This is a genomic window from Streptomyces sp. NPDC057302, from assembly GCF_042667685.1.
Classification (GTDB): Bacteria; Actinomycetota; Actinomycetes; order Streptomycetales; family Streptomycetaceae; genus Streptomyces.
This window is the reverse complement of sequence record NZ_JBHUZJ010000004.1, coordinates 1-18,937: the sequence shown is the minus strand read 5'-3', so window position 1 is coordinate 18,937 and position 18,937 is coordinate 1. Positions and strand designations below refer to the sequence as shown.

The 18,937-nt window shown below is 68.3% G+C and carries 17 protein-coding genes and 4 pseudogenes; 6 read left to right on the top strand and 15 right to left on the bottom strand.

The features are described 5' to 3' along the window. Positions 1 to 104: 104 nt before the first annotated feature. The 4 genes from ACFUPX_RS04495 to ACFUPX_RS04480 all read right to left on the bottom strand — a co-directional run bounded on the left by ACFUPX_RS04495 (position 105) and on the right by ACFUPX_RS04480 (position 5,119). A complete protein-coding gene (locus ACFUPX_RS04495) occupies positions 105 to 1,298 on the bottom strand; it encodes an aromatic acid exporter family protein (protein WP_383315796.1) in 1,194 nt (397 codons plus the stop codon). Positions 1,299 to 1,806: 508 nt separating this feature from the next. Continuing rightward, positions 1,807 to 2,991: a zinc-dependent alcohol dehydrogenase gene (locus ACFUPX_RS04490; RefSeq protein ID WP_383315794.1), complete on the bottom strand. Its 1,185-nt coding sequence runs from the start codon at positions 2,989 to 2,991 to the stop codon at positions 1,807 to 1,809. A gap of 234 nt (positions 2,992 to 3,225) precedes the next feature. Further along, positions 3,226 to 3,762 carry a cysteine hydrolase family protein gene (locus ACFUPX_RS04485; protein ID WP_383315791.1) on the bottom strand — a complete coding sequence of 179 codons (537 nt, stop codon included), beginning with the start codon at positions 3,760 to 3,762 and terminating at the stop codon, positions 3,226 to 3,228. A 475-nt stretch (positions 3,763 to 4,237) separates the two neighbouring features. Then, positions 4,238 to 5,119: an SDR family oxidoreductase gene (locus ACFUPX_RS04480; RefSeq protein ID WP_383315788.1), complete on the bottom strand. Its 882-nt coding sequence runs from the start codon at positions 5,117 to 5,119 to the stop codon at positions 4,238 to 4,240. Positions 5,120 to 5,567: 448 nt separating this feature from the next. Between ACFUPX_RS04480 and ACFUPX_RS04475 the strand changes: the two genes are divergently transcribed. Then, positions 5,568 to 5,813 (top strand): DUF6479 family protein, encoded by a 246-nt coding sequence (locus tag ACFUPX_RS04475; RefSeq protein WP_383315785.1) that lies wholly within the window; start codon positions 5,568 to 5,570, stop codon positions 5,811 to 5,813. Positions 5,814 to 7,321: 1,508 nt separating this feature from the next. Here the strand turns inward: ACFUPX_RS04475 and ACFUPX_RS04470 are convergent. From ACFUPX_RS04470 to ACFUPX_RS04450, 5 genes and pseudogenes are all read right to left on the bottom strand, one after another. Then, on the bottom strand, positions 7,322 to 7,939 hold the full coding sequence (locus ACFUPX_RS04470; protein ID WP_383315782.1) for a GrpB family protein: 618 nt from the start codon (positions 7,937 to 7,939) through the stop codon (positions 7,322 to 7,324). A gap of 70 nt (positions 7,940 to 8,009) precedes the next feature. Continuing rightward, positions 8,010 to 8,219: pseudogene (locus tag ACFUPX_RS04465) on the bottom strand (hypothetical protein); the annotation flags it as partial. A gap of 189 nt (positions 8,220 to 8,408) precedes the next feature. Continuing rightward, positions 8,409 to 8,669 (bottom strand): annotated as a pseudogene (locus ACFUPX_RS04460) (DoxX family protein); the annotation flags it as partial. A gap of 10 nt (positions 8,670 to 8,679) precedes the next feature. Then, the gene (locus tag ACFUPX_RS04455) at positions 8,680 to 9,240 is read right to left on the bottom strand and encodes a hypothetical protein (RefSeq protein WP_383315779.1); all 561 of its coding nucleotides are present in this window, start codon (positions 9,238 to 9,240) and stop codon (positions 8,680 to 8,682) included. Positions 9,241 to 9,366: 126 nt separating this feature from the next. Continuing rightward, positions 9,367 to 9,651, bottom strand: coding sequence for a hypothetical protein (locus ACFUPX_RS04450; RefSeq protein ID WP_383315776.1), 285 nt, complete (start codon positions 9,649 to 9,651; stop codon positions 9,367 to 9,369). A gap of 316 nt (positions 9,652 to 9,967) precedes the next feature. Here ACFUPX_RS04450 and ACFUPX_RS04445 point away from each other — a divergent pair, with 316 nt between their 5' ends. Then, positions 9,968 to 10,654, top strand: coding sequence for a DUF488 family protein (locus tag ACFUPX_RS04445; RefSeq protein WP_383315773.1), 687 nt, complete (start codon positions 9,968 to 9,970; stop codon positions 10,652 to 10,654). Positions 10,655 to 10,867: 213 nt separating this feature from the next. Then, complete coding sequence (locus ACFUPX_RS04440) at positions 10,868 to 11,560, top strand: hypothetical protein (protein ID WP_383315770.1); 693 nt, start codon at positions 10,868 to 10,870, stop codon at positions 11,558 to 11,560. A 52-nt stretch (positions 11,561 to 11,612) separates the two neighbouring features. Here ACFUPX_RS04440 and ACFUPX_RS04435 read toward each other — a convergent pair whose 3' ends face one another. The 4 genes from ACFUPX_RS04435 to ACFUPX_RS04420 form a co-directional block, all read right to left on the bottom strand. Further along, the gene (locus ACFUPX_RS04435) at positions 11,613 to 12,395 is read right to left on the bottom strand and encodes a sulfite exporter TauE/SafE family protein (RefSeq protein ID WP_383315766.1); all 783 of its coding nucleotides are present in this window, start codon (positions 12,393 to 12,395) and stop codon (positions 11,613 to 11,615) included. Between the two features lie 112 nt (positions 12,396 to 12,507). Beyond that, positions 12,508 to 13,731, bottom strand: coding sequence for an MFS transporter (locus ACFUPX_RS04430; protein WP_383315763.1), 1,224 nt, complete (start codon positions 13,729 to 13,731; stop codon positions 12,508 to 12,510). Positions 13,732 to 13,736: 5 nt separating this feature from the next. Beyond that, positions 13,737 to 15,089 carry an FAD-dependent oxidoreductase gene (locus ACFUPX_RS04425; protein ID WP_383315760.1) on the bottom strand — a complete coding sequence of 451 codons (1,353 nt, stop codon included), beginning with the start codon at positions 15,087 to 15,089 and terminating at the stop codon, positions 13,737 to 13,739. Positions 15,090 to 15,137: 48 nt separating this feature from the next. Continuing rightward, positions 15,138 to 15,308, bottom strand: a complete 171-nt coding sequence (locus ACFUPX_RS04420; protein ID WP_383315757.1) for a hypothetical protein — start codon at positions 15,306 to 15,308, stop codon at positions 15,138 to 15,140. A 73-nt stretch (positions 15,309 to 15,381) separates the two neighbouring features. Between ACFUPX_RS04420 and ACFUPX_RS04415 the strand changes: the two genes are divergently transcribed. After that, positions 15,382 to 15,747 (top strand): ArsR/SmtB family transcription factor, encoded by a 366-nt coding sequence (locus ACFUPX_RS04415; protein WP_383315754.1) that lies wholly within the window; start codon positions 15,382 to 15,384, stop codon positions 15,745 to 15,747. A gap of 25 nt (positions 15,748 to 15,772) precedes the next feature. Here ACFUPX_RS04415 and ACFUPX_RS04410 read toward each other — a convergent pair whose 3' ends face one another. Beyond that, positions 15,773 to 16,096, bottom strand: coding sequence for an ArsR/SmtB family transcription factor (locus ACFUPX_RS04410; protein ID WP_383315751.1), 324 nt, complete (start codon positions 16,094 to 16,096; stop codon positions 15,773 to 15,775). 62 nt (positions 16,097 to 16,158) lie between these two features. Between ACFUPX_RS04410 and ACFUPX_RS04405 the strand changes: the two genes are divergently transcribed. Together ACFUPX_RS04405 and ACFUPX_RS04400 are read left to right on the top strand one after the other, a co-directional pair. Continuing rightward, positions 16,159 to 17,208 carry a flavin-containing monooxygenase gene (locus ACFUPX_RS04405; RefSeq protein ID WP_383315748.1) on the top strand — a complete coding sequence of 350 codons (1,050 nt, stop codon included), beginning with the start codon at positions 16,159 to 16,161 and terminating at the stop codon, positions 17,206 to 17,208. A gap of 156 nt (positions 17,209 to 17,364) precedes the next feature. Then, a pseudogene (locus ACFUPX_RS04400) lies at positions 17,365 to 18,638 on the top strand (IS701 family transposase). A 62-nt stretch (positions 18,639 to 18,700) separates the two neighbouring features. On the opposite strand, the pseudogene ACFUPX_RS04395 reads toward ACFUPX_RS04400, so the two are convergent. Then, positions 18,701 to 18,937, bottom strand: a pseudogene (locus ACFUPX_RS04395) (TetR family transcriptional regulator); the annotation flags it as partial.

Sequence of the window (18,937 nt, the reverse complement as noted above, 5' to 3'; positions counted from 1 at the left end):
CCGACCGCGACGAACTGGTGCCCCAGGGCGGAGGCAACCCCGTCACGCTGCGACGCATGCCCACGGCACCCCAAAGCGGGTCATGACGCCCCTCCGGGGGCGGGTTACGCCTCTACCCAAGTGTGGAGAGTGTCGCTCGTGTACTGGACCTCCTCCATGAGGCGGGTGGCCTCGATGACCAGAGCCCCGTAGGGCCGGGTGGGGTCAGCCAGCGGCAGGGATTGGGCCTCGGCCTCTTCGGCGACCTCTCGGCGCCGCGTCTGCGCATCATCGACCAGCCCGGACAGATCCTCCGTCTGCCGACCCAGATCCTTCTCGTCCAAGGCGCTCAGCGCGTACGCGATCTCTGAGATGGCTTCGAGGAAGGCCGCGTAGCGATCCAGGAAGTGTCGGTACCTGTAGTCGTTCTCCTCTTGCTTCCACTGGTCGAGACTCCGCGTCAGGGAGGCCAGTTGGCTCAGGGTCCGCTCCAGGGCGTTCAGCACCGTCTCGTACCCCTGGAAGGTCAGATGCCCACGATGGCGCCTCAGCAGCTGTCGAGGGTTGTAGTGGAGGCTTTCCTTGGCTGTGTGCAAGCCGGCCCTGGCCTGCGCGATCAGGCCGTCCGTCTGGTTGGCGCGCTCGCGCCACCGCGTGATGGTGTCCGCCGCCGGTGCGCCTTCACGCAGGGTGGGGTGCATGTCGGCTGTGAGGTCGTAGAGCGCTCGGGCGAGGATGCGGACGCTGTACTCGGCGCTTCGGTAGCGCAGCGGCGGGGCGATGGTGACGTTGACCGCGGTGCCGATGGCGCAGCCGATGAGGACCAGCAGCACGATCTGCCCCAGCTGCGAGATCCGGGTCATGTTGTCGGTGGCGCTGCTGTACGTGGAGAACGCGAAGAACGCGGCGGTAGCCACCTGCGGCCCCTGCACCCCCAGCACCCTTGAGCGCCCGATCGACAGAGCGATCACCGCCACCAGCACGAAGGTCAGTAGATCCGGGCCCGCGAGGAAGCCGAACACGGCCTGCACGGCGACCCCTGCCGCGACCGCACCGACGTAGCGCAGGGACTGTGTCACGGACTGGTAGACCGTGACATACATGATCATCACCGCGGAGAACGGGGCGAACGCCGGAGACTGGGCGTCAAGACCGTAGTAGGAGACGATCCAGGCGAGCGTGGCCGCCAGGGTGCTTTTCGCGACCAGCATCACGCTCTGGCGCTCGGAACCCGCGTAGTGGAAAGCCCGCCCCCACCACTGCCGCACCCGTACCAACCACCCCGACGACTCTTGAGCGTCCGCCCGTCCAGCCGCCACGTTGAACTCACTTTCTTCCGCTCTTCTCCGATGCGCAGTCCGGAGCCCGCCGGGTACTCAGAGGCGCGCACTCAGCGGATCATGCTTTGTGCTCCCACGCGTCGCGCCACCTCGCCCAGTGCCCCAACTCCACGGGCTCACTCGCAAACTGCACAGGCTCACTCGCACTCCTTCACGCTTCAAGGACGGAAATCATCCGATCGTGAGGAACCCCCGACCAACCTTCACCGGCGTCGGCCCCGATCACTCGAAGTGGGGAGCTCCGTCATGGAAGGCGCGCGGGAGCATCCGGAAGCAGGGATGGGGCGGCGATTCGATATGCCACGACGGCACAGGGCATCACGGCCGTGGCGCGCAGTGCGTGCAGGCGTACGAGAGCGCCCTCGACGCGAGGAAACCGAGGATCGCTCCGGCGGAGGTCTGGACGGGTCCCCCTGGCGCAGGGGGCCTTGACGATCGGCGCGGACGACGGCGTCGACGAGGTCTTCACGACCATGACGCAGCAGGCTCAGGGCTTGAGCAACGTTTTGATCATCCCGTCTTCCTTGTCCTGGAACATCTGATACGCCTTGGGGCCCTCCTCCAACGTCATGTGGTGGGTGGCGAAGTCGTCGACTCCAAGCGGATCCTGGTCGGTGAGCAGCGGCAGGAGGTCGTCCACCCAGTGCTTCACATTGGCCTGACCCATGCGCAGCTGGATCTGTTTGTCAAACATGGTCAGCAGCGGCATCGGGTCGAGCGAACCGCCGTAGACGCCGACCACCGAGACCGTGCCCCCGCGCCGGACGATGTCGATCGCCGCGTAGAGCGCGCTGAGCCGATCGATGCCGGCGCGGTCCATAAGCTTCTCGGCCACGGCGCCGGGCAGCAGGCCCACACCCCACTGAGCCGCCTTGGCCAGAGGCGCCCCGTGTGCCTCCATACCCACGGCGTCGATGACGGCGTCCGTGCCGCGCCCTTCGGTCAGGTCGCGGATCTTGTCGCCCAGATCCTTGCCGTAGCGGCGCAGGTCCAGGGCCTTGACGCCGTCCGCGTGTGCGCGGCTGAGCCGCTCGGGCACCAGGTCCACCCCTACGACGAGGCTCGCGCCCCGGTGGAGCGCCATCCGGGCGGCCATGGAGCCGATGGGGCCGAGTCCCAGAACGGTCACCGTCCCCTTGGCTGGGATGTCGGCATACTCCACTGCCTGCCAGGCGGTGGGCAGGACGTCGGAGAGGAAAACGAATCGGTCGTCCGCAGGGCCTTCCGGCACCTTGATGGGCAAGGTGTTGCCGAACGGCACCCGCAGGAATTCGGCTTGTCCCCCGGGCACTTGGCCGTAGAGCTTGCTGAACCCGAAGAGCGCCGCACCCGTGCCGCGTTCCTTGACCTGGGTGGTCTCGCACTGCGAATGCAGTCCACGATCGCACATGAAACAACGCCCGCAGGAGACGTTGAACGGCACCACCACACGGTCACCCGCCGACAGTTCGGTGACCTCCCTGCCGACCTCCTCGATGATTCCCATCGGCTCGTGGCCCAGGATGTCGCCGGGATCGAGGTAGGGCCCAAGCACCTCGTACAGATGCAGGTCGGATCCGCAGACACCGGTGGACGTCACCCGCACGATGACGTCAGTCGGGTCCCGCAGCACAGGATCGGGGACTGTCTCCACGCGCACATCACGCTTGCCGTGCCAGGTGAGTGCACGCATCAGGTTCTCCTCCGGTAGCAGTGACGCTTGGCCACCTGCGGGTCTCCCGTGAGGGCGGCGCTATGCGTACGCACGGCCTGTGACAGCGACCGATCCACAGGCAGCGGGCGGGCCACGCCTCAAGCCATGTGCCCGGCCGCACCTCTAACCCTAGGCAGAGCGTGGCGGAACCGCACCCGCGCGACCGCAAGCTGCCCGCGCTCCGTACAGGGAGGCGTTCCGGCTCACCGCCGTTCACAGCTCGATCTGATCCACGTCCATGAGATCCGCACCCATGTTGCGTTGCATCATCTGGAGCGCCGCGTCCGCCAGGTCGTCGTGGATCGCCGCGACAGCATCCTGGACGACGATCACGTCCAGATGTCTGATGTGGGCATCCAGCGCGGAGTAGAGCACGCACTGCTCGGTGACCTGACCGGAGAGGATCACCTGTTGCACTCCCAGTTGGGACAGGAGATACGACAGGGGGGTCTCGTAGAAGATCGAGTGTCGGGCCTTGACCACAAAGAGTGATTCCTCGTCGGGTCGAAGCGGCTCGACCAGCTCACCATGCTGCCCGGCGAGTGCGGTTTCGACGATTTCCCCGTGGTGGGATCGCCATTCACCGAAGTTGTCGTTGGCGTAGATCACCGGTACGTCCGCGGCCCTGGCCCGCTCCAACAGCCGGACGATGGCGGGCACGGCCTTCCGAACCCCCGGAAGGAGCAGGTCAGCGTCGAGGTGCTCGTACGTATTGATCATGTCGATGACGATGACCGCGCTCTTGCCCATGGACCTATCGTCACCCCGGGTGCGTGGAACGGCCACGAAGGTACGTCCCCAGATTCGTCCGCTGCCCGTCCTTTCGCCTCACCCGCGCTCCGTGCCAATCCTCGCAGGCGCCGGTTCGCCGCGGTCACCCCGCAGCCGTGGCGCGCGAGTCGCGTCGACGGGTCCTTCTCCAGGCGGTCGCCGAGGTCGAACACCGTCCAGCGGCGTGCGGTCCGTTCGGGGGCGTCCAGTTCATCTCAGTCCAGCGGCGCGGGCGAACGCCAGCACATCGTCATCGCGCACGCTCGGCGGCACGATGACAGACCCCGTGAGCCCGTGAGCCCGTGAGCCCGTGAGCCCGTGAGCCCGTGGCCATCAGGCCCGACGGAAGGCCCAGCTCCTCCAGCAGGCGTCAACCCGCGCCCTCCTTGGGCGCCGCGGCGCCATGATCGCCTCCTTCACCGGAGCCCTTGTTGCTCCCCGCCCTTAGGCCGGATCAAGGGAGCGGAGTGCCTCCAGTGGCGTTCATGATCTCCGCGGTGATGAAGCTTGCGTGCTCCGATGCCAGGAACACATAAGCGGGTGCCATCTCGGCGGGCTGGGCCGGCCTGCCCATCGGCGCCTGCTTGCCGAACTCCTTGGTGTCCGGCAGCGTGGCTGGGATCAGAGGCGTCCACACCGGCCCCGGAGCCACGGCGTTGACCCGGATACCGTCCTCGACCAGCATTTGCGCCAGGCCCTGGGTGAACGTCACGATGGCGCCCTTGGTCATGGCGTAGTCGAGCAGGTGCGGGCTTGGCTTGTACGCCTGCACCGAGGTGGTGTTGATGATGGAGCCGCCCGAGGGTATGTGCGGCACGGCCATCTTGCACAGCCAGAACATGCCGTACAGGTTCGTGCGCACCACCCGGTCGAACTGCTCCGTGGTGATGTCCCCGATGCCCTCAGGCTGGGACATCTGATATGCCGCGTTGTTCACCAGCACATCGATGCGCCCGAACTCCGCCACCGCCCGCTCCACGAGGCGACGGCACTGCTCCTCTTCCCGGATGTCGCACGGCACGGCCAGACCGCGGCGCCCCGCCTCCTCGACGAGGCGCGCCGTCTCCCTGGCATCCTCCGCCTCCTCGGGCAGGTAGGTGAACAAGACGTCCGCGCCCTCGCGTGCATAGGCCAGGGCGACGGCCCGCCCGATCCCGGAGTCACCGCCGGTCACGAGCGCCGCCCGGTTCTCCAGCAATCCGCTCCCCCGGTAGGAGCCCTCGCCGTGGTCAGGGGGCGGGTCCATCGGACCGGTCCAGCCCGGCGGCTGCTGGTCCTGCTGAGCGAACTCCGGCTGCGGGTGCTTGGTCGTCGGGTCCTGCGGTATCGCGCCCATCAGTGCTGTTCCTTCCTCGGGTCCTCTGTTTCCAGTGTTTCCAGCTTGCGTTGCGCCTGACGGTGGCGCGAGCGCCCACCACCACGGTGATCGAACTGCGTGGACGCGTGTCTTCGCAGCATCGGGTGTCCCGTGCTCAGCGGCCCCACACACGCGGGACGAGGTATTCCACTGCGCCGACCGTGCGTAGAAGGTGCCGCCAGGGGAGAAGAGTGCTCTCCAAGCAGAGCGGTGGAGGCAAAGCCCCCGCGGGGATGACGACGGCGAGAGCGCGGCTCCGCTGCTCGCGCCATCAGTGGGAGGGCGGCGAACGCCAGCAGAAGGTGGCGTCATCGCGCCTCCGGCCAGCAGCCGGGCAGCGTTGAACGCGGTGGGGTTGGCCTGCTGGTCAGGCGAGGTAGTCATCGCCGATAGGGCGTTTTCGCCGCGTACCGGGTATATGAGTTGTATGCACACTCACAGCTATACGGTTCTGGCCGTGGAGGGCGGCGGCTCGCTGATCTTCATGGTTGTCGGCATCGTCGTGGTCCTTGGCCTGCTCGCCATGTTCGTCAGCGGACGACGCCGCGCGGCCCGCCGCACCGGACCCACCACACCCGCCCGTCGCACCGACCAAGTCAGTGGCGAAGGACAGCGCGGCACCACCTGGCAGACCCCCGATGACGACCCGGACCAGGGCCACCCCCACCCCTGAAGGAGGGGGCGCCCGCACCCCTGAGAGCCAATGCGCGCGTGGACCTATAGGCGCAGGTGGAGCCGTCGGGGTTCAGCGGGCCGTGTCGGCACGAGGCCCGGCTGCCGGTTACAGGCCCAGACGAGCACGACACATCGATCTCCTATGAGCCGATCATGGCTTACGTCCACGACCACGCACCCGTGGCATCCAGTCCATCAGGCCCTCCCCGGTCACGGGCCGGCACCTGCCCGACATCAACGTCGGCGGGCAGTTCGCGACACGGAGAGCTGCTGCCCTGTCATGGAAGCGCGCAGTGCGGGCAGATGGACCCTATGGCGGTAGATGCGAGCGTTCTGTGCAAACAAGCGGGTACCACGCGGGAGCGGGCCCGGGACCTGGTGCAGCGGGCTCATCAAGCCTCGAACGTGAGTTACCGCCTCTGCTCCGAGCACAGTCGGCTCTGCCAGCGGCCCTGCGCCTGCCGGGTCGCACACTCGCAGGCACGGGCCCTTCCCTGCGGGCCTCTCGTCAGGGAAAATGTGCTGCGACTGCTCTCCCCACTGCGGAGTGACTATGAGCGATGCCACTGAGCGAGTTCAGGTGGCCGGGGCCTCCGAGGACCACCAGCGATTGCGTCTCCTCGCCCAACAGGCGGGCGACCGGGCCCGTAACCTGCGGGCGGAGGCTGAGGAGATGCGGTTGCGGTCTCAGCGAATGCGCTGGGACGCGGCGGCTCGGCGTGAGCAGGCAGGGCGGACTCGGACTACCTCCGTCACATCATCATCGCCTCCAGGGTCAGCCCATACTTCCCAATGACGGCGATCTGGTGGAAATGGGAGCCTGCTGCAACAGCCGACATGCCACGAAAAAGGGGGTGTTTCGCGGCTGCGCCGAGAGGGAAATCGTGTGGACGATACGCCAGGCCGGGGACATGCGGTGTCCCCGGTGGGACGCTGAAAGAGTCCGGCCGCAGCCGCGCGGGTGCGGCGGCGGCCGGGGGCGCGAGAGACCGAGGCTCCCCCTCGATCGGACCTCGCGCGAGGTGCCCTCTTGGCGGTGTGAGGCCGCGTGAGTGATCCCACCGGCCGTCCCACCTGGAGGGCGGAGGCTGGAGCCGCGTTGTCGGCGATGCGGCTCCGGCCGGCCTCTGCAGTCAGTCACGGCTCGGGGGCTTGGAGCCGACGGTGTGGGCCAGAGCCCAACGTCACCTGATCCGAGAGTAGAAGGAAAGCCACGTAGTCGGAAGCGGGCCGGGGCGTCGGCTCAGCTGGCTTCGGCCTGAGCCTTGGTGTGAGCGAGGAGTAGGAGCGGTTCCGGTCTGGGTGGTGGCTGCGTTGAAGGTGAGCCGGTGAACGACTACTGCGCCGCACCGTCCGCCACGTCGCGTTGTGCACCCGCTGCAGCAACCCGCAACAGCCTAAGCATGTGACCCTTGCGGATCGCCCCGGCGCAAGCTCGAGCAGAACGCGACTCCCACGCTCTGGCTCTAGCTCTCGTTCGCTGGAGCGTGACGCTGCGTGGTGTGGTCATCTACCAGCATCTGTGGATTTCTCGGCCGTCGCCCGTTCCAGGATGCCGGCGACCACCTCGGACTTGGCGTCGGCGTAGTTCTGCACGTACTCCCAGGTTTGCTGGGCCAGGAAGCGCTTGGTGTCGCCGTAGAGTTTGCGATCGCCGCTGTGCTTGCTCAGCCGGTCGCGGAAGAGCAGCATGCGGTCGGCCTCGTGGCTGCCCGCTGACAGGACGTGCAGGTTGGCCGTGTCTGCACTCGCGTCAAGGTCGTACTTGCGCAGGACGCGGTGCTCGTACCAATCGGGCTCACGGATGACGAGCTCGAAGCCGAGTTCCTCCAGGGCGGGCACGTAGAGGGCCTCGTTGGCGGAGTCGGGGACGGTCAGGAGCATGTCGATGACCGGCTTGGCGGGCAGGTCTGGCACAGATGTGGAGCCGGCGTGCTCGATCCGGTGCTCGATGTGTCCGAGGCGCACACGTATCTGGGCGGCTTCCCGCTCGAAGACCAAAGGCCACTGGGGATCGTAGTCGCGCACGGTGACCTGGCCGTTGAGCTTGGGCGGGGCGACGAGGTGGGCTGCATCGATCTCCTCGGCGGACATGGAGATGCGCGGGGTCTGCTGCTCGGACATGGGGAGGCTCCCGCCTTAAGACCGAGGGGGTATCTGTCGCTGGATAGAACCAGAATTGAGCTGAAGCAGCCTACGGCCCGGCAGTTGACTGCCGTGGTGAACTTCGGCTGACCGCTGCCTCTCCCGCAAGGAGGACGCGTCGGCGAAGCAGAGCGAAGCCGACTCGTCCGAACATCTGCCGCTTGAGCATCTTGCTGTGATTGGCGTGTCCTTCGACGACGCCAGAGTTCCAGTCCGCTGGGTGGGCCGTTGGGCTGGCGGAGGGTCTGCTGTCAGCCTCCTCCGGGCGGTGGGGCGGATGGCCCCGGTGGCGCGGGCGCGGGCGGCAAAGACGTTTGCCGTAGGCGTGTCTGCGGCTGTCAGTGGCGGCGGGTAGGAAGGCGTATGGCCCGAACCGCCCGTACGCCACGATCGCGGCGAGGATCAGCAGCACCGCGCTGGGCGCCAGGGCCGGGAGCTCTCCGCGCCGCAGGTGCATCCTCACAGCTCCAGCCATCACCAGGGCCAGGCCGGTTGCGGCGATCGGAACCAGGACCGGCGCGATGTTGACCATGGCGGGCAGGACCAGGCCGATCGCGCCGAGCACCTCCAGCGTGCCAACGGCATGGGGAGCCCAGCGCGGTGCGCCCGCGGCCCAGTCCTGGGCGGCGGTGTACTTCTCGTGGGACAGCGCCAGCTTGAACAGGCCGGAGAAGAGGAAGGCCGCGGCGAGCAGTGCGGCGTGATCCACAGGGCAATATTCATGATTTCCCAACCAGCAAGAGGTGTTGTGCACGGGAGCCACCCGGGCGGGCGGAGGTCAGGCGAGGAATATGGTCACCGTCTTTGTGCACCAGTCGGGGTCTTCCTCGGCGACGAAGTGCCCGGTCGGTGCGATCGCCCCCTGGATGTTGGTCGCGTGGGGATGCCAGGGCCTGGGCGGAGCCGACGGCAAGGACGGGCATGGGCAGCTTCCGCCTGGCGAGCAGAGCACGGGTTTCGCGGCCGTCATCCAGGAGGGTGCGGTAGCGCTCGAAGCCGCCGCGCAGCCGCTCGCGCCCGGTGTACGCCCGGGCGTAGGCGGCGAGGTCGTGGTCGCTGAAGGTGCCGGGGTTGGACATGGCGGTGAACGTGGCGGTGAAGAACTCCAGCTCGTGGCCGTCGAAGAGCATTTCGGGAAGGTGCGGGTTCATGAAGAAGTGCCACATGCCGCCCGCGGCGAGGACCGGGCCACTGCAGCCGACCGCGACCGACAACCGTGTGTTATCGGTGTCGATCTGCTGCGCAGGGAAGCCGTCAGGAAGCCAGTCAATAATGCTCATGACAATGCTCCTTTCAATCGAGGCCAAAGGGCCAGCAGGTGATTGGGGGCACGGCCGTAGCGAGGCGCTTCGGGGTGGAGGGCTGCGCCAACGCAGGTGATGCGTGGGGCGGTGGCGAAGCCGTCATCACCGGGTGGGGGTGGCCAGCCGGCGCAGGCGCTCCTCGCCGATCATGGTCAGCATGTCGGCGTGGCTGGCCTGCCAGCCCAGGTCCTGTTGTGCGCGGACGGCGCGGATGCGGCCGGAGACGGACATGATGAGGGCGCCGAATTCGCCCCGCACGCCGGTGGCCTCCTCGGGGGTGAGGCTGCGCGCCGTGACGTCGAGGTCGGCGGCGACGCGTTCGGCGATCCAGCGGTCGGGGACCCCTCCGGCCACCGCGTGATACAGCCCGCCGGGTCGGCCCTCCACCAGGGCGAGGGATCGCGCGCAGTCCGTCCTGGGCGGCGGCCAGGACGGTGTCCTCGGCGGCCTTGCGGTAGGCGGCCAGGGGGGTCGGGCGTAAACGGGTCTTCATCGGCGAAGACGTCCGGGCTCCAAGCACCCGCGGTGCTCTGTACCAGCACTCCGTTGCCGGACAGGAACATCGGTGTCCTTTCCGCGCCGGTGAAAGCTCGGGTGAGGTCCGACCGGTTGCCAGCCTGGGTATCAACGGCCGCCAGTGCGAGGCCGATTGGGGGCACCGCGTGCCAAGCAGTGGTGCTGCATTCCGTTAGGATCCGGCCTCATGGCTCCTCGTCACGCTGCGAACCCCTCCGAACACGCTCACGCGCAAGTGCTCGCCCAGCGTGTACGCAGCCTGCGAGAGGACCGCGGCTGGTCGCGTGAGCGGCTGGCCAAGGAGGCCGGGATCTCTGCCAGCGCCCTGGCCCGTCTGGAGAGCGCGGGGGCAATCCAGCCAGGTTTTTTCACGGTCGGCGCGCTCGCAAAGGCCCTGGGGCTCTCCCTCGACGAGCTGTTCCAGCAATCCAAGGTGAGCCCAGGACTCTGGTCTGCCGGATACGAGGGACGGGACATCGACTCGTTCGTGGCCTCCCTCCTCGACTCCCAGATCAGCGTCGTTGCCGATGTGCGGCTGACACCCATCAGCCGTAAGCCGGGCTTCAGCAAGACCCGCCTCGGCCAGGCCCTTGATGACGCCGGTATCGAGTACACCCATCTGCGTGGGCTGGGAAATCCCAAGGACAACCGGGCTCCGTTCTGGGAAGGACGGATCGTCGAAGGCAGGGCGAAGTTCCGCATCCTCTTACGCAGCGAGGCGGCGCAGTCCGACCTCGCGGAGCTGGCCGGGCACGCCGCGCGCTCCCGCGTCGCGGTGCTGTGTTTCGAGAAGGACGAGGAACGCTGCCACCGTCAGGTGGTCCTGGAGACTCTTCGCAAGCGCACCTCGGTGCCCGTAACTCCGTTGGCCTGACTTGGTCGCCGGGACCAACAGGCACTCTTGCATCCGGCACATGCCTCCCGTCCAATCTGACCAGGACGGTCAGCGGACGAGGGGGCACCGTGGCTGGAGCGTGGCAGCGAGCGCGGATAATGATCACGGTCAAGACGTATCCGGAGTTATCCGCGAAGTACCGCGAGACCAGCTGTGTGGCAGGCATACGGCTGGACCAGGGCGCCCCACAGCATGTTCGGCTCTTCCCCCGTTCCCTTCCGACTCCTCGGCGAGGGCAGCCAATTCGAGAAGTACTCGATCATCGAGGTGGACGTCCGAACCCACCCTCACGACCGTCGCCCCGAGAGCTTGCGCCCCAACCTGGAGACGCTGAAGATCGTTGACCGGTTAGGGACATCCGACGGCTGGAAGAAGCGATACGAGCACGTGCGCCCGCTCATGGCTTCCTCACTGTGCTCCATCCGGCGAGACCAGGAGGAACGCGGAACGTCCCTCGGCGTCTTCCGCCCGGCTGAGGTCACCGGCTTCCGTCTGGCTCCCGCAGAACCGTGGCCCGCGTCGAAGGCGGCCCTGGCAGACCAACTGGACCTCTTCGAACAAGATCTCCAGCGGCTGGAGTGGGTGCCCCTTGAGTTCCGTTACAGCTTCCGGTGCGCGGGCAAAGAGTGTTCCGGACACGACATGGGGCTCAAGGACTGGGAAGCCGGGGAGTCCTACCGAAAGTTCTTGCGTCAGTACGGTCAGCGGGGCGTCGAGGACAAGTTGCGCGAGCGCTGGTTCGAGCGGATGTTCACTCCGCACCGCGCCGTTCACTGCTTCGTCGGCAACATCGCGGCGCACCCCAAGACCTTCATGCTGCTCGGGCTCTTCTATCCCCAGCGCAGCATCGTCGACTTCGTGCAGGAGGACCTGTTCTCCCAGTAGAACGCCGTCAGACTCCCCCTGCGCCGACCCTCATCCCGCGGCGCACGCACGTTCAGGCGAGCGTCTGAACGCCATAGAGGGCTCCGACTCCCGTAGCAAGGGCACCGAGCAGGAGTCGCAGGAACTGCTCAGGAAGTCTGGACTGCAGGCGGGCGCCGATGTTGCCTCCGACCAGGCCGCCCAGGCCGCAGGCCACTCCGAGCAGCCACTGGGGTGCGATGTCGTTGCCCCCGGTGAGAGCCAGCAGTCCGTATGTTCCGGCGCCAACCACGGAGGTCAGGAAGGTGGAGGCGAGGGCAGCCGGGGCGACCTGGGCAACAGGCGTACCGCGGCCGACCAGCACGGGCCCAAGGATAGATCCGCCGCCGACGCCGTAGATGCCGCCGACTGTCCCTACCGCCAGGGCCAGAGCAGTGATCGTGCGTAGCGAAGGCGGTTCGGGGGTGTTCACGTGCGCAGGGCGCAGCGTACGGGCACAGAGCCAGATGCCAAGTGGCAGTAGCAGAACGGCCACCAGCAGCCGGAAGGTGGCGGGGCCGGGAACGACGAAGACGCGGATGATCGCGCCCGCTACGACCCCGGGCAGGGTGCCTGCGACCAAAAGGCGGGTGAGCGGGCCGTAGAGCGTGCCGGTATGTCGGTATCGCAGCAGAGCGCCCGGACCGGCCACGACGTTGAACAGTAGATTCGTCGGCGTGACGGCAGGGCTGGGGACGCTCAGGACACTCAGTTGGACGGGGAGCAGGAACACTGCGCCGGAGACCCCCACGGGTGCGGTGATGACCGCGATCAGCGCGCCCGCAGCGAAGCCGAAAGCACCCGTTGACCAGTCCATCAAACCCCCAGGCCGGCTCCCGACTCCAGCAGTCGCAAGCGACTCTATAGAACCGGAGATCAGACACAGGTACGGAGCGCAGGCCGACGCCAGATGCACCGGCGGCGTCAAGTCAAAGGGTGCGGGATCCGGCGGCCAGGGCGCAGGCGAGAAGCGATGCTCCGGCCAGGACGGCGAAGAGCGCCGGGTATCCCCCGAGTTCTGCTGCCAGTGCCGCTCCGGCGAAGGGAGCCATTGCACCGGCCACCGTGACGGGTGCTGCCAGGAGGCCGGAGAGGCGGCCGTAGTCGTTGGCGCCCCAGCGGTCGGTGACCGCGGTGGCCTGCAGGAGGGTGAGATTGCCGCGCACCATACCGGCGAGCACTGCCAGAACCACGAGGAGCGGGATCGGTCCTGGAACGAAGCCGAGAGCTGCCGTTGTGGCGCCGCCCAGTGCGATGAGAGCGACCGTGCGGGTGGTGACTGCCGTGCGGCGGGCGAGAGTTGCGTACAGCGTGCGTCCGAGGGTCTGGCCCGCGCCGCCCAGGCCGAGTGCCCATGCCGCGGTGGTGGGGCTGGCGCCGCGTTCCGTCAGGAGAGGTACGAGCGCGATGACGACTGCGTAGATCGCGAAGCCGTTGAGGGTGAGGGCTGCGGTCAGGAGCAGGAAGGGGCGGCTGCGGGTGATCGATTTGCTGGTCGCGGTCTCCCGGTCGACGTGTGGTGCTGGTAGTGGCGGCCAGGGGGCCCGCAGGGCGAGGGCGTGAGCCGGGATGGTGACTGCCGCGAGGATCAGTGCCAGGAGGGCGTACGTCGTGCGCCAGTCGAAGTTGGCGGCGAGTGTGGCCGTGAGTGGGGCGAAGACGGTGGAGGCCAGGCCCCCGGCGAGGGTGACAACGGTCAGGGCGCGGATTCTCTGCTCGCCCCACCAGCGGGTGAGGGCGGCGAATGCCGGCTGGTAGAAGGTGGCGGCCATCGCGATGCCGGCGAGCAGCCAGGCGGCGGTGAATGTGGCGAGGTTGGGTGCGTAGGCGATCGCGAGGATCGCGGCGACGGCCAGGACCGATCCGCCGGTCATCACGGCGCGCGGGCCCCACTGGTCGAGGACGCGGCCCACGGGTATTCCGACCAGCGCGGAGACCAGCAGGGCTCCGGAAAATGCGGCGGTTGTGGACGTCGTGGACCAGCCGGTGTCTGCCGTGATGCGGGAGTTGAGCACCGGGAAGGCGTAGTAGACGATCCCCCAGCTGGTGATCTGGGTGGCGCACAGCGCGGGCAGGACGGCGCGCGGCCGCGACCCTTCCGGAACCACTGCTCCGGTGTCGGCCGCGGTCGCGTTCGTGTCGGCGTCGGGCACGTCGGTCAGCAGCCGCCCGATGTGGCTGCCGGGGCTCCGACGCCGATCTGGACGGTGGACGGGGTCGCGCAGCAGCCGCCGGACTCCTCGGCGACGGCCGGTTCGTCGAACAGTCCCGCGCCACCGCAGACGCCGGTCTCCGGCAGGGTCAACTCCACGCGCTCGGCGGCTTCTTGGTCTCCGGCGATGGCTGCGGCGATGGAGCGGACCTGCTCGTAGCCGGTCATGGCGAGGAAGGTCGGGGCGCGGCCGTAGCTCTTCATGCCGACCAGGTAGACGCCCTTCTCCGGGTGGGAGAGCTCGCCCACGCCGTGCGGGTAGACGGTGCCGCAGGAGTGCTGGTTGGGGTCGATCAGCGGGGCCAGCTCGACCGGGGCCTGGAGACGCTCGTCGAGGCCCAGGCGCAGCTCGTTCAGGAAGGACAGATCCGGGCGGAAGCCCGTGAGGACGATGACCTCGTCTACCGGGGCAAGTCGACGGCCGTCCTCGGCCACGAGCACCAGCTGCTCGCCGCTCTTCTCGACGGCGTCGGTCCGGAAGCCGGTGACGGCGTCGGCGTGACCGTCGTCCACCGCGGCTTTGGCCGCCAGGCCCAGGGCGCCGCGAGCGGGCAGCTGGTCGGCCTCGCCGCCGCCGAAGGTCGAGCCGCCGATGCCGCGCCGCAGCACCCAGACCGCATGGGTGCCCGGGGCGTTCTTGGCGAGGTCGGCCAGGTAGGCGAGCGCGGTGAACGCGGAGGCGCCGGAGCCGATCACTGCGGTGCGCTTGCCCGCGTAACGCTCCCGTACGGAAGGGTCCTTGAGGTCGGGCACGCGGTAGGAAATGCGCTCGCCCGCTGCCCGCTCGCCGAGGGCGGGCAGGCCGTCGCCGCCGATGGGGCTGGGGGTCGACCAGGTGCCGGAGGCATCGATGACGGCGCGGGCGACGAGCCGCTGCTCGCTGCCGTCGGCGCTCTGGATGTGCACGGTGAAGGGCTGCTGGTCGCGGTCGGCGTCGACGACGCGGTCGCGGCCTTGGCGGGAGACGCCGGTGACCGTGGCGCCGAGGCGGACCTTGTCGCCCAGGGCGTCGGCCAGCGGTTGCAGGTACTTCTTGGCCCAGTCACCGCCGGTGGGGTAGGTCGCGCCGTCCGGCTTCACCCAGCCGGTGGGGGCCAGGAGCTTCTCGGCTGCCGGGTCGACGACTTCACCCCAGGTGGAGAACAGGCGCACGTGGCTCCACTCGCGTACGGCCGCACCTGCGCTGTCGTCCGCTTCCAGAACGAGGGGCTCGATGCCGCGCTCGACCAGGTGTGCGGCCGCGGCCAGGCCGATGGGGCCGGCTCCGATGACGATGACGGGGAGCTGCTGGGTGCTCATGATGCTCGGTCTCCTCAAAGGGGGGGCGATAAGGCGGGGTGAAGGGGATCAGCGTGCGTGGGTGAGGGCTGCGAGCTGGGTGTGCTGGCGCATCTGGGCCGCTCTGGCGGCGCGGTCGCTGACCTGGGCGCAGCTGTCACAGAAGCTGACTCCGGCCAGGTGGCGGACGGTGCGGCGGGCCCGGATGGCGGTGAGCGCGGTGCGGAGGGTGGCAGTCACGACGACTCCTTGTTTCGATGCCTATCGATGTCTGGAGCTTGCCACTGGCATCGATGAGTGTCAACATAGACATATGTCGAAGTTGAAGGTTGTCGAACTGCCGGTGCTGGACGCCGAGGCCGTGGTGCCGTGCTGCCCACCGATCACCGCCGGGGAGTTGTCCCAGGCGGACGCGGAGAAGATGGCCGTGATGTTCAAGGCGCTGTCCGACCCGGTGCGGCTGCGCCTGTTCTCCAAGGTCGCCTCGCACGCGGGCGGCGAGGCGTGCGTGTGCGACATCTCCGACGTCGGCGTCTCCCAGCCGACCGTTTCCCACCACCTGAAGAAGCTCAAGGACGCGGGCTTGCTGACCTCCGAGCGGCGCGGCACGTGGGTCTACTACCAGGTCGCCCCCTCCGTGGTGGCCGCGATGTCCGCCATGCTCGACCTGCGCACCTGACCGGCAGCGCCGCGGGCGCTGCCGGTCAGCCGCACCCGGGAGGGCAGCAGCGCATCAGATAGTCCTTCAGGGCGTCGAGGCGTTCGGCCATGCTCGCGCCGTCGGCGCGGTAGAAGACCTGCTTGCCCTCCTTGCGGGAGAGGACCAGGCCGCCGCGGCGCAGCAGGCTGAGGTGCTCTGAGGCGGTCGACGGCTTGAGCCTGCAGCGTTCGGCGACCTCGCCAACGGTCAGCTCGATGCCGCCGGTGAACTGCTGGATCACTCTCTGTCGGGTCTCGCTCGCCAGGGCCTTGAGGAAGTCGGCCGTCGCCGCATCCACCGCGAATCCTTCGGTACCGCTCTCGGTCATCGCTTACCGCCCAACATTTCGTCACTTCCCGAAACAACGACTCATGAAGGATTCACGATCTCATGACACACGCCGACCTCATCGTCATCGGCGCCGGACAGTCCGGCTTGGCCACCGCCGCCCTCGCCCCCCGGCACGGCTTCGAGCGCACCCTCGTACTCGAGTCGGCCGATGCGCCGGGCGGGGCCTGGCCGCGCTACTACGAGAGCCTCACCCTGTTCTCTCCCGCCCGGTACTCCTCCCTGCCCGGCCTGCGCTTTCCCGGCGATCCGGACCGCTATCCGACACGGGATGAGGTGGTGGACTACCTGCGCGACTACGCCCGCCGCCTCGCCACTGAGATCCACACCGCCGCGACCGTCACCTCGGTGACCCGCCAGGGCGATGCCTGGTCGGTACGCACCGGGGACGGTCGCGCGTTCACGGCACGGGCAGTCATCGCCGCGACCGGGGACTACGGCACCCCGCACATCCCCAGCCTGCCCGGGAGCCAGGAGTTCGCCGGGCAGGTGCTGCATGCCGCCGACTACCGCAGCCCTCACCCGTTCGACGGGCAGCGGGTCGTGGTGGTCGGCGGCGGCAACTCCGCGATCCAGATCGCCGCCGAGCTCGGCGAGGCCGCCGACACCACGCTGGCCACCCGGCGACCGATCGGATGGACGCCCCAGCGCCCGCTGGGCCGCGATCTGCACTGGTGGCTGAAGCACACCCGGCTCGACGTGGCCCCCATCCGGCGCCTGCTCGAGAAGGTCCCGGTCTCGGTCATCGACGACGGCCACTACCGCACCGCCCTCGAGCGGCACGGAGTCGACCGGCGGGAGATGTTCAGCCGCCTCACCGCCGAGGGCGTCGTCTGGGCCGATGACACGAAAGAGACGGTCGACGCAGTGGTTCTGGCGACTGGCTACCGCCTCGCCTTTCCCTATCTCATCGACAGCGGCGCCCTGGATTCGGATGGTCTGCCGCTGCACCGCGGCGGCATCGCCACCGCCGTGGCCGGACTCGGCCTGGTCGGCATGGAGTTCCAGCGCAGCTTCTCCTCGAAGACTCTGCGCGGGGTGGGCCGCGACGCCGACCACGTCCTGGCCCGTCTGCACCGCCAGAGGCCCTAGTACTCCAGTCTGACTTCGTGATCTTGCCGAACCCCGCTGGGGACGCGTACGGCCACCACGTGATCATCGGTTGGTGTGTGGACAAACGAAGATCGTGCGGAGGCCGCGGGCCATGGCGTAGATCCTGCCCGCTGGCGGATGATGTTCGACCAGGCCATGGCCCGGATCGCGGGCCGCTTCGGCCGGGTTGAGCCGCGGGCGACCGCCCGCGGCTATCTGCTCGGCCTGCTGTCGGGCGTCGAACGTAAGAACTGCTGGCGGTTGGCCGAACAGGCTGGCCATGTCCGGCCCGGACCGATGCAGCGCCTGCTGGGACGCTGATGCCGTCCGTGACGACCTACGCGCCTATGCCGTCGACCACCTCGGCACCGACGGCGCGGTGCTGATCGTGGACGAGACCGGCTTCGTGAAGAAGGGCCACGCCTCGGCGGGCGTGCAATGGCAGTACACCGGCACCGCGGGACGCATCGAGAACTCACAGGTCGGCGTGTTCCTCGCCTACGCCACCGAGCAGGGACGGGCGTTGATCGGCCGTCGGCTTTACCTGCCCGAACACTCCTGGTCCAACGACCCCGAGCGCCGCCCGCGAGGCCGGGATACCCGAGGACGTGCAGTTCGCGACCAAGCCCAGCCTGGCCTAGGAGATGATCGAGACCGCGCTGGACGCCAGGATCACCGCCTCCTGGATGACCGGCGACGAAGCTTACGGACAGGGCCCTCATCTACGGCTTGCCCTGGAGACACGCGAAACCGGCTACGTGCTGGCCGTCGCCTGCTCGACGAGAGTGCGGATCAACCAGGGTCGCGCCCCTGCCCGCGCGGATACTGTCGCCGGCCGTCTGCCCGCCACGGCCTGGCAACGGCACAGTGCCGGCAACGGCGCGAAGGGTCCGCACTGCTACGACTGGGCCTGGGTCCACATCGGTACTGGCAGCCACCGCCATCTGCTGATCCGCCGCAACCGGACCACCGGCGAACTCGCTTTCTACCGGTGCTGGTCACCCACCGAAGTGACGCTGGCCGAACTGGTCCGCGTCGCCGGTGCTCGCTGGAGTATCGAGGAGTGCTTCCAGGCCGCCATGAGCCAGGTTGGGCTCGACCACTACCAGGTCAGGTACTGGACCTCATGGCACCGGCACATCACCCTCGCCATGCTCGCCCTAGCCTTCCTCACCGCCGCCGTCGCCAGCACGGCACCCCACCGGCCGACAGAACCGCACCACCCCACCCGGAAACATGAGCCTATACATCTGACCGTCCCGGAGATCCGTCGCCTGCTCACTGCGGCTCTCACCCCGCCGGCCATCACCACGGCCAATCTGCTGCACCGGTCCAGTTGGCGCCGACACCATCAGTCAGCGGCTCAACGCAGTCACTACCGGCGACGATCTCTCAAGGAACCCAACAGATGGACCAGGAAGCCGCACTGAAGTAAGGCCCCTTCCCGGACAGCCGGTTCTACGCTTACCTGCGAAGCATGTTTGCGGCTGACTCAGCGGATCGTTGGAGCTGGTGGCGCGACCACTTCGCGCAGCTCGGCAGCGGCCTGAGCCATGAGCTGAGCGAGAGTGGTGTCCGGCTCGGCTAGCCAGCGGGGCATGGCGCGCCGGTGGATCGCCAGTACCACGTCGATGATGAAGCGTGCTTTTCCGGGCTCGACGCCGCGGCGCTCAAGCGCCGGTGCCAGCGCGTCGGCGAGGTCGGCGAGCTTGATCAGATCGCGCTCGGC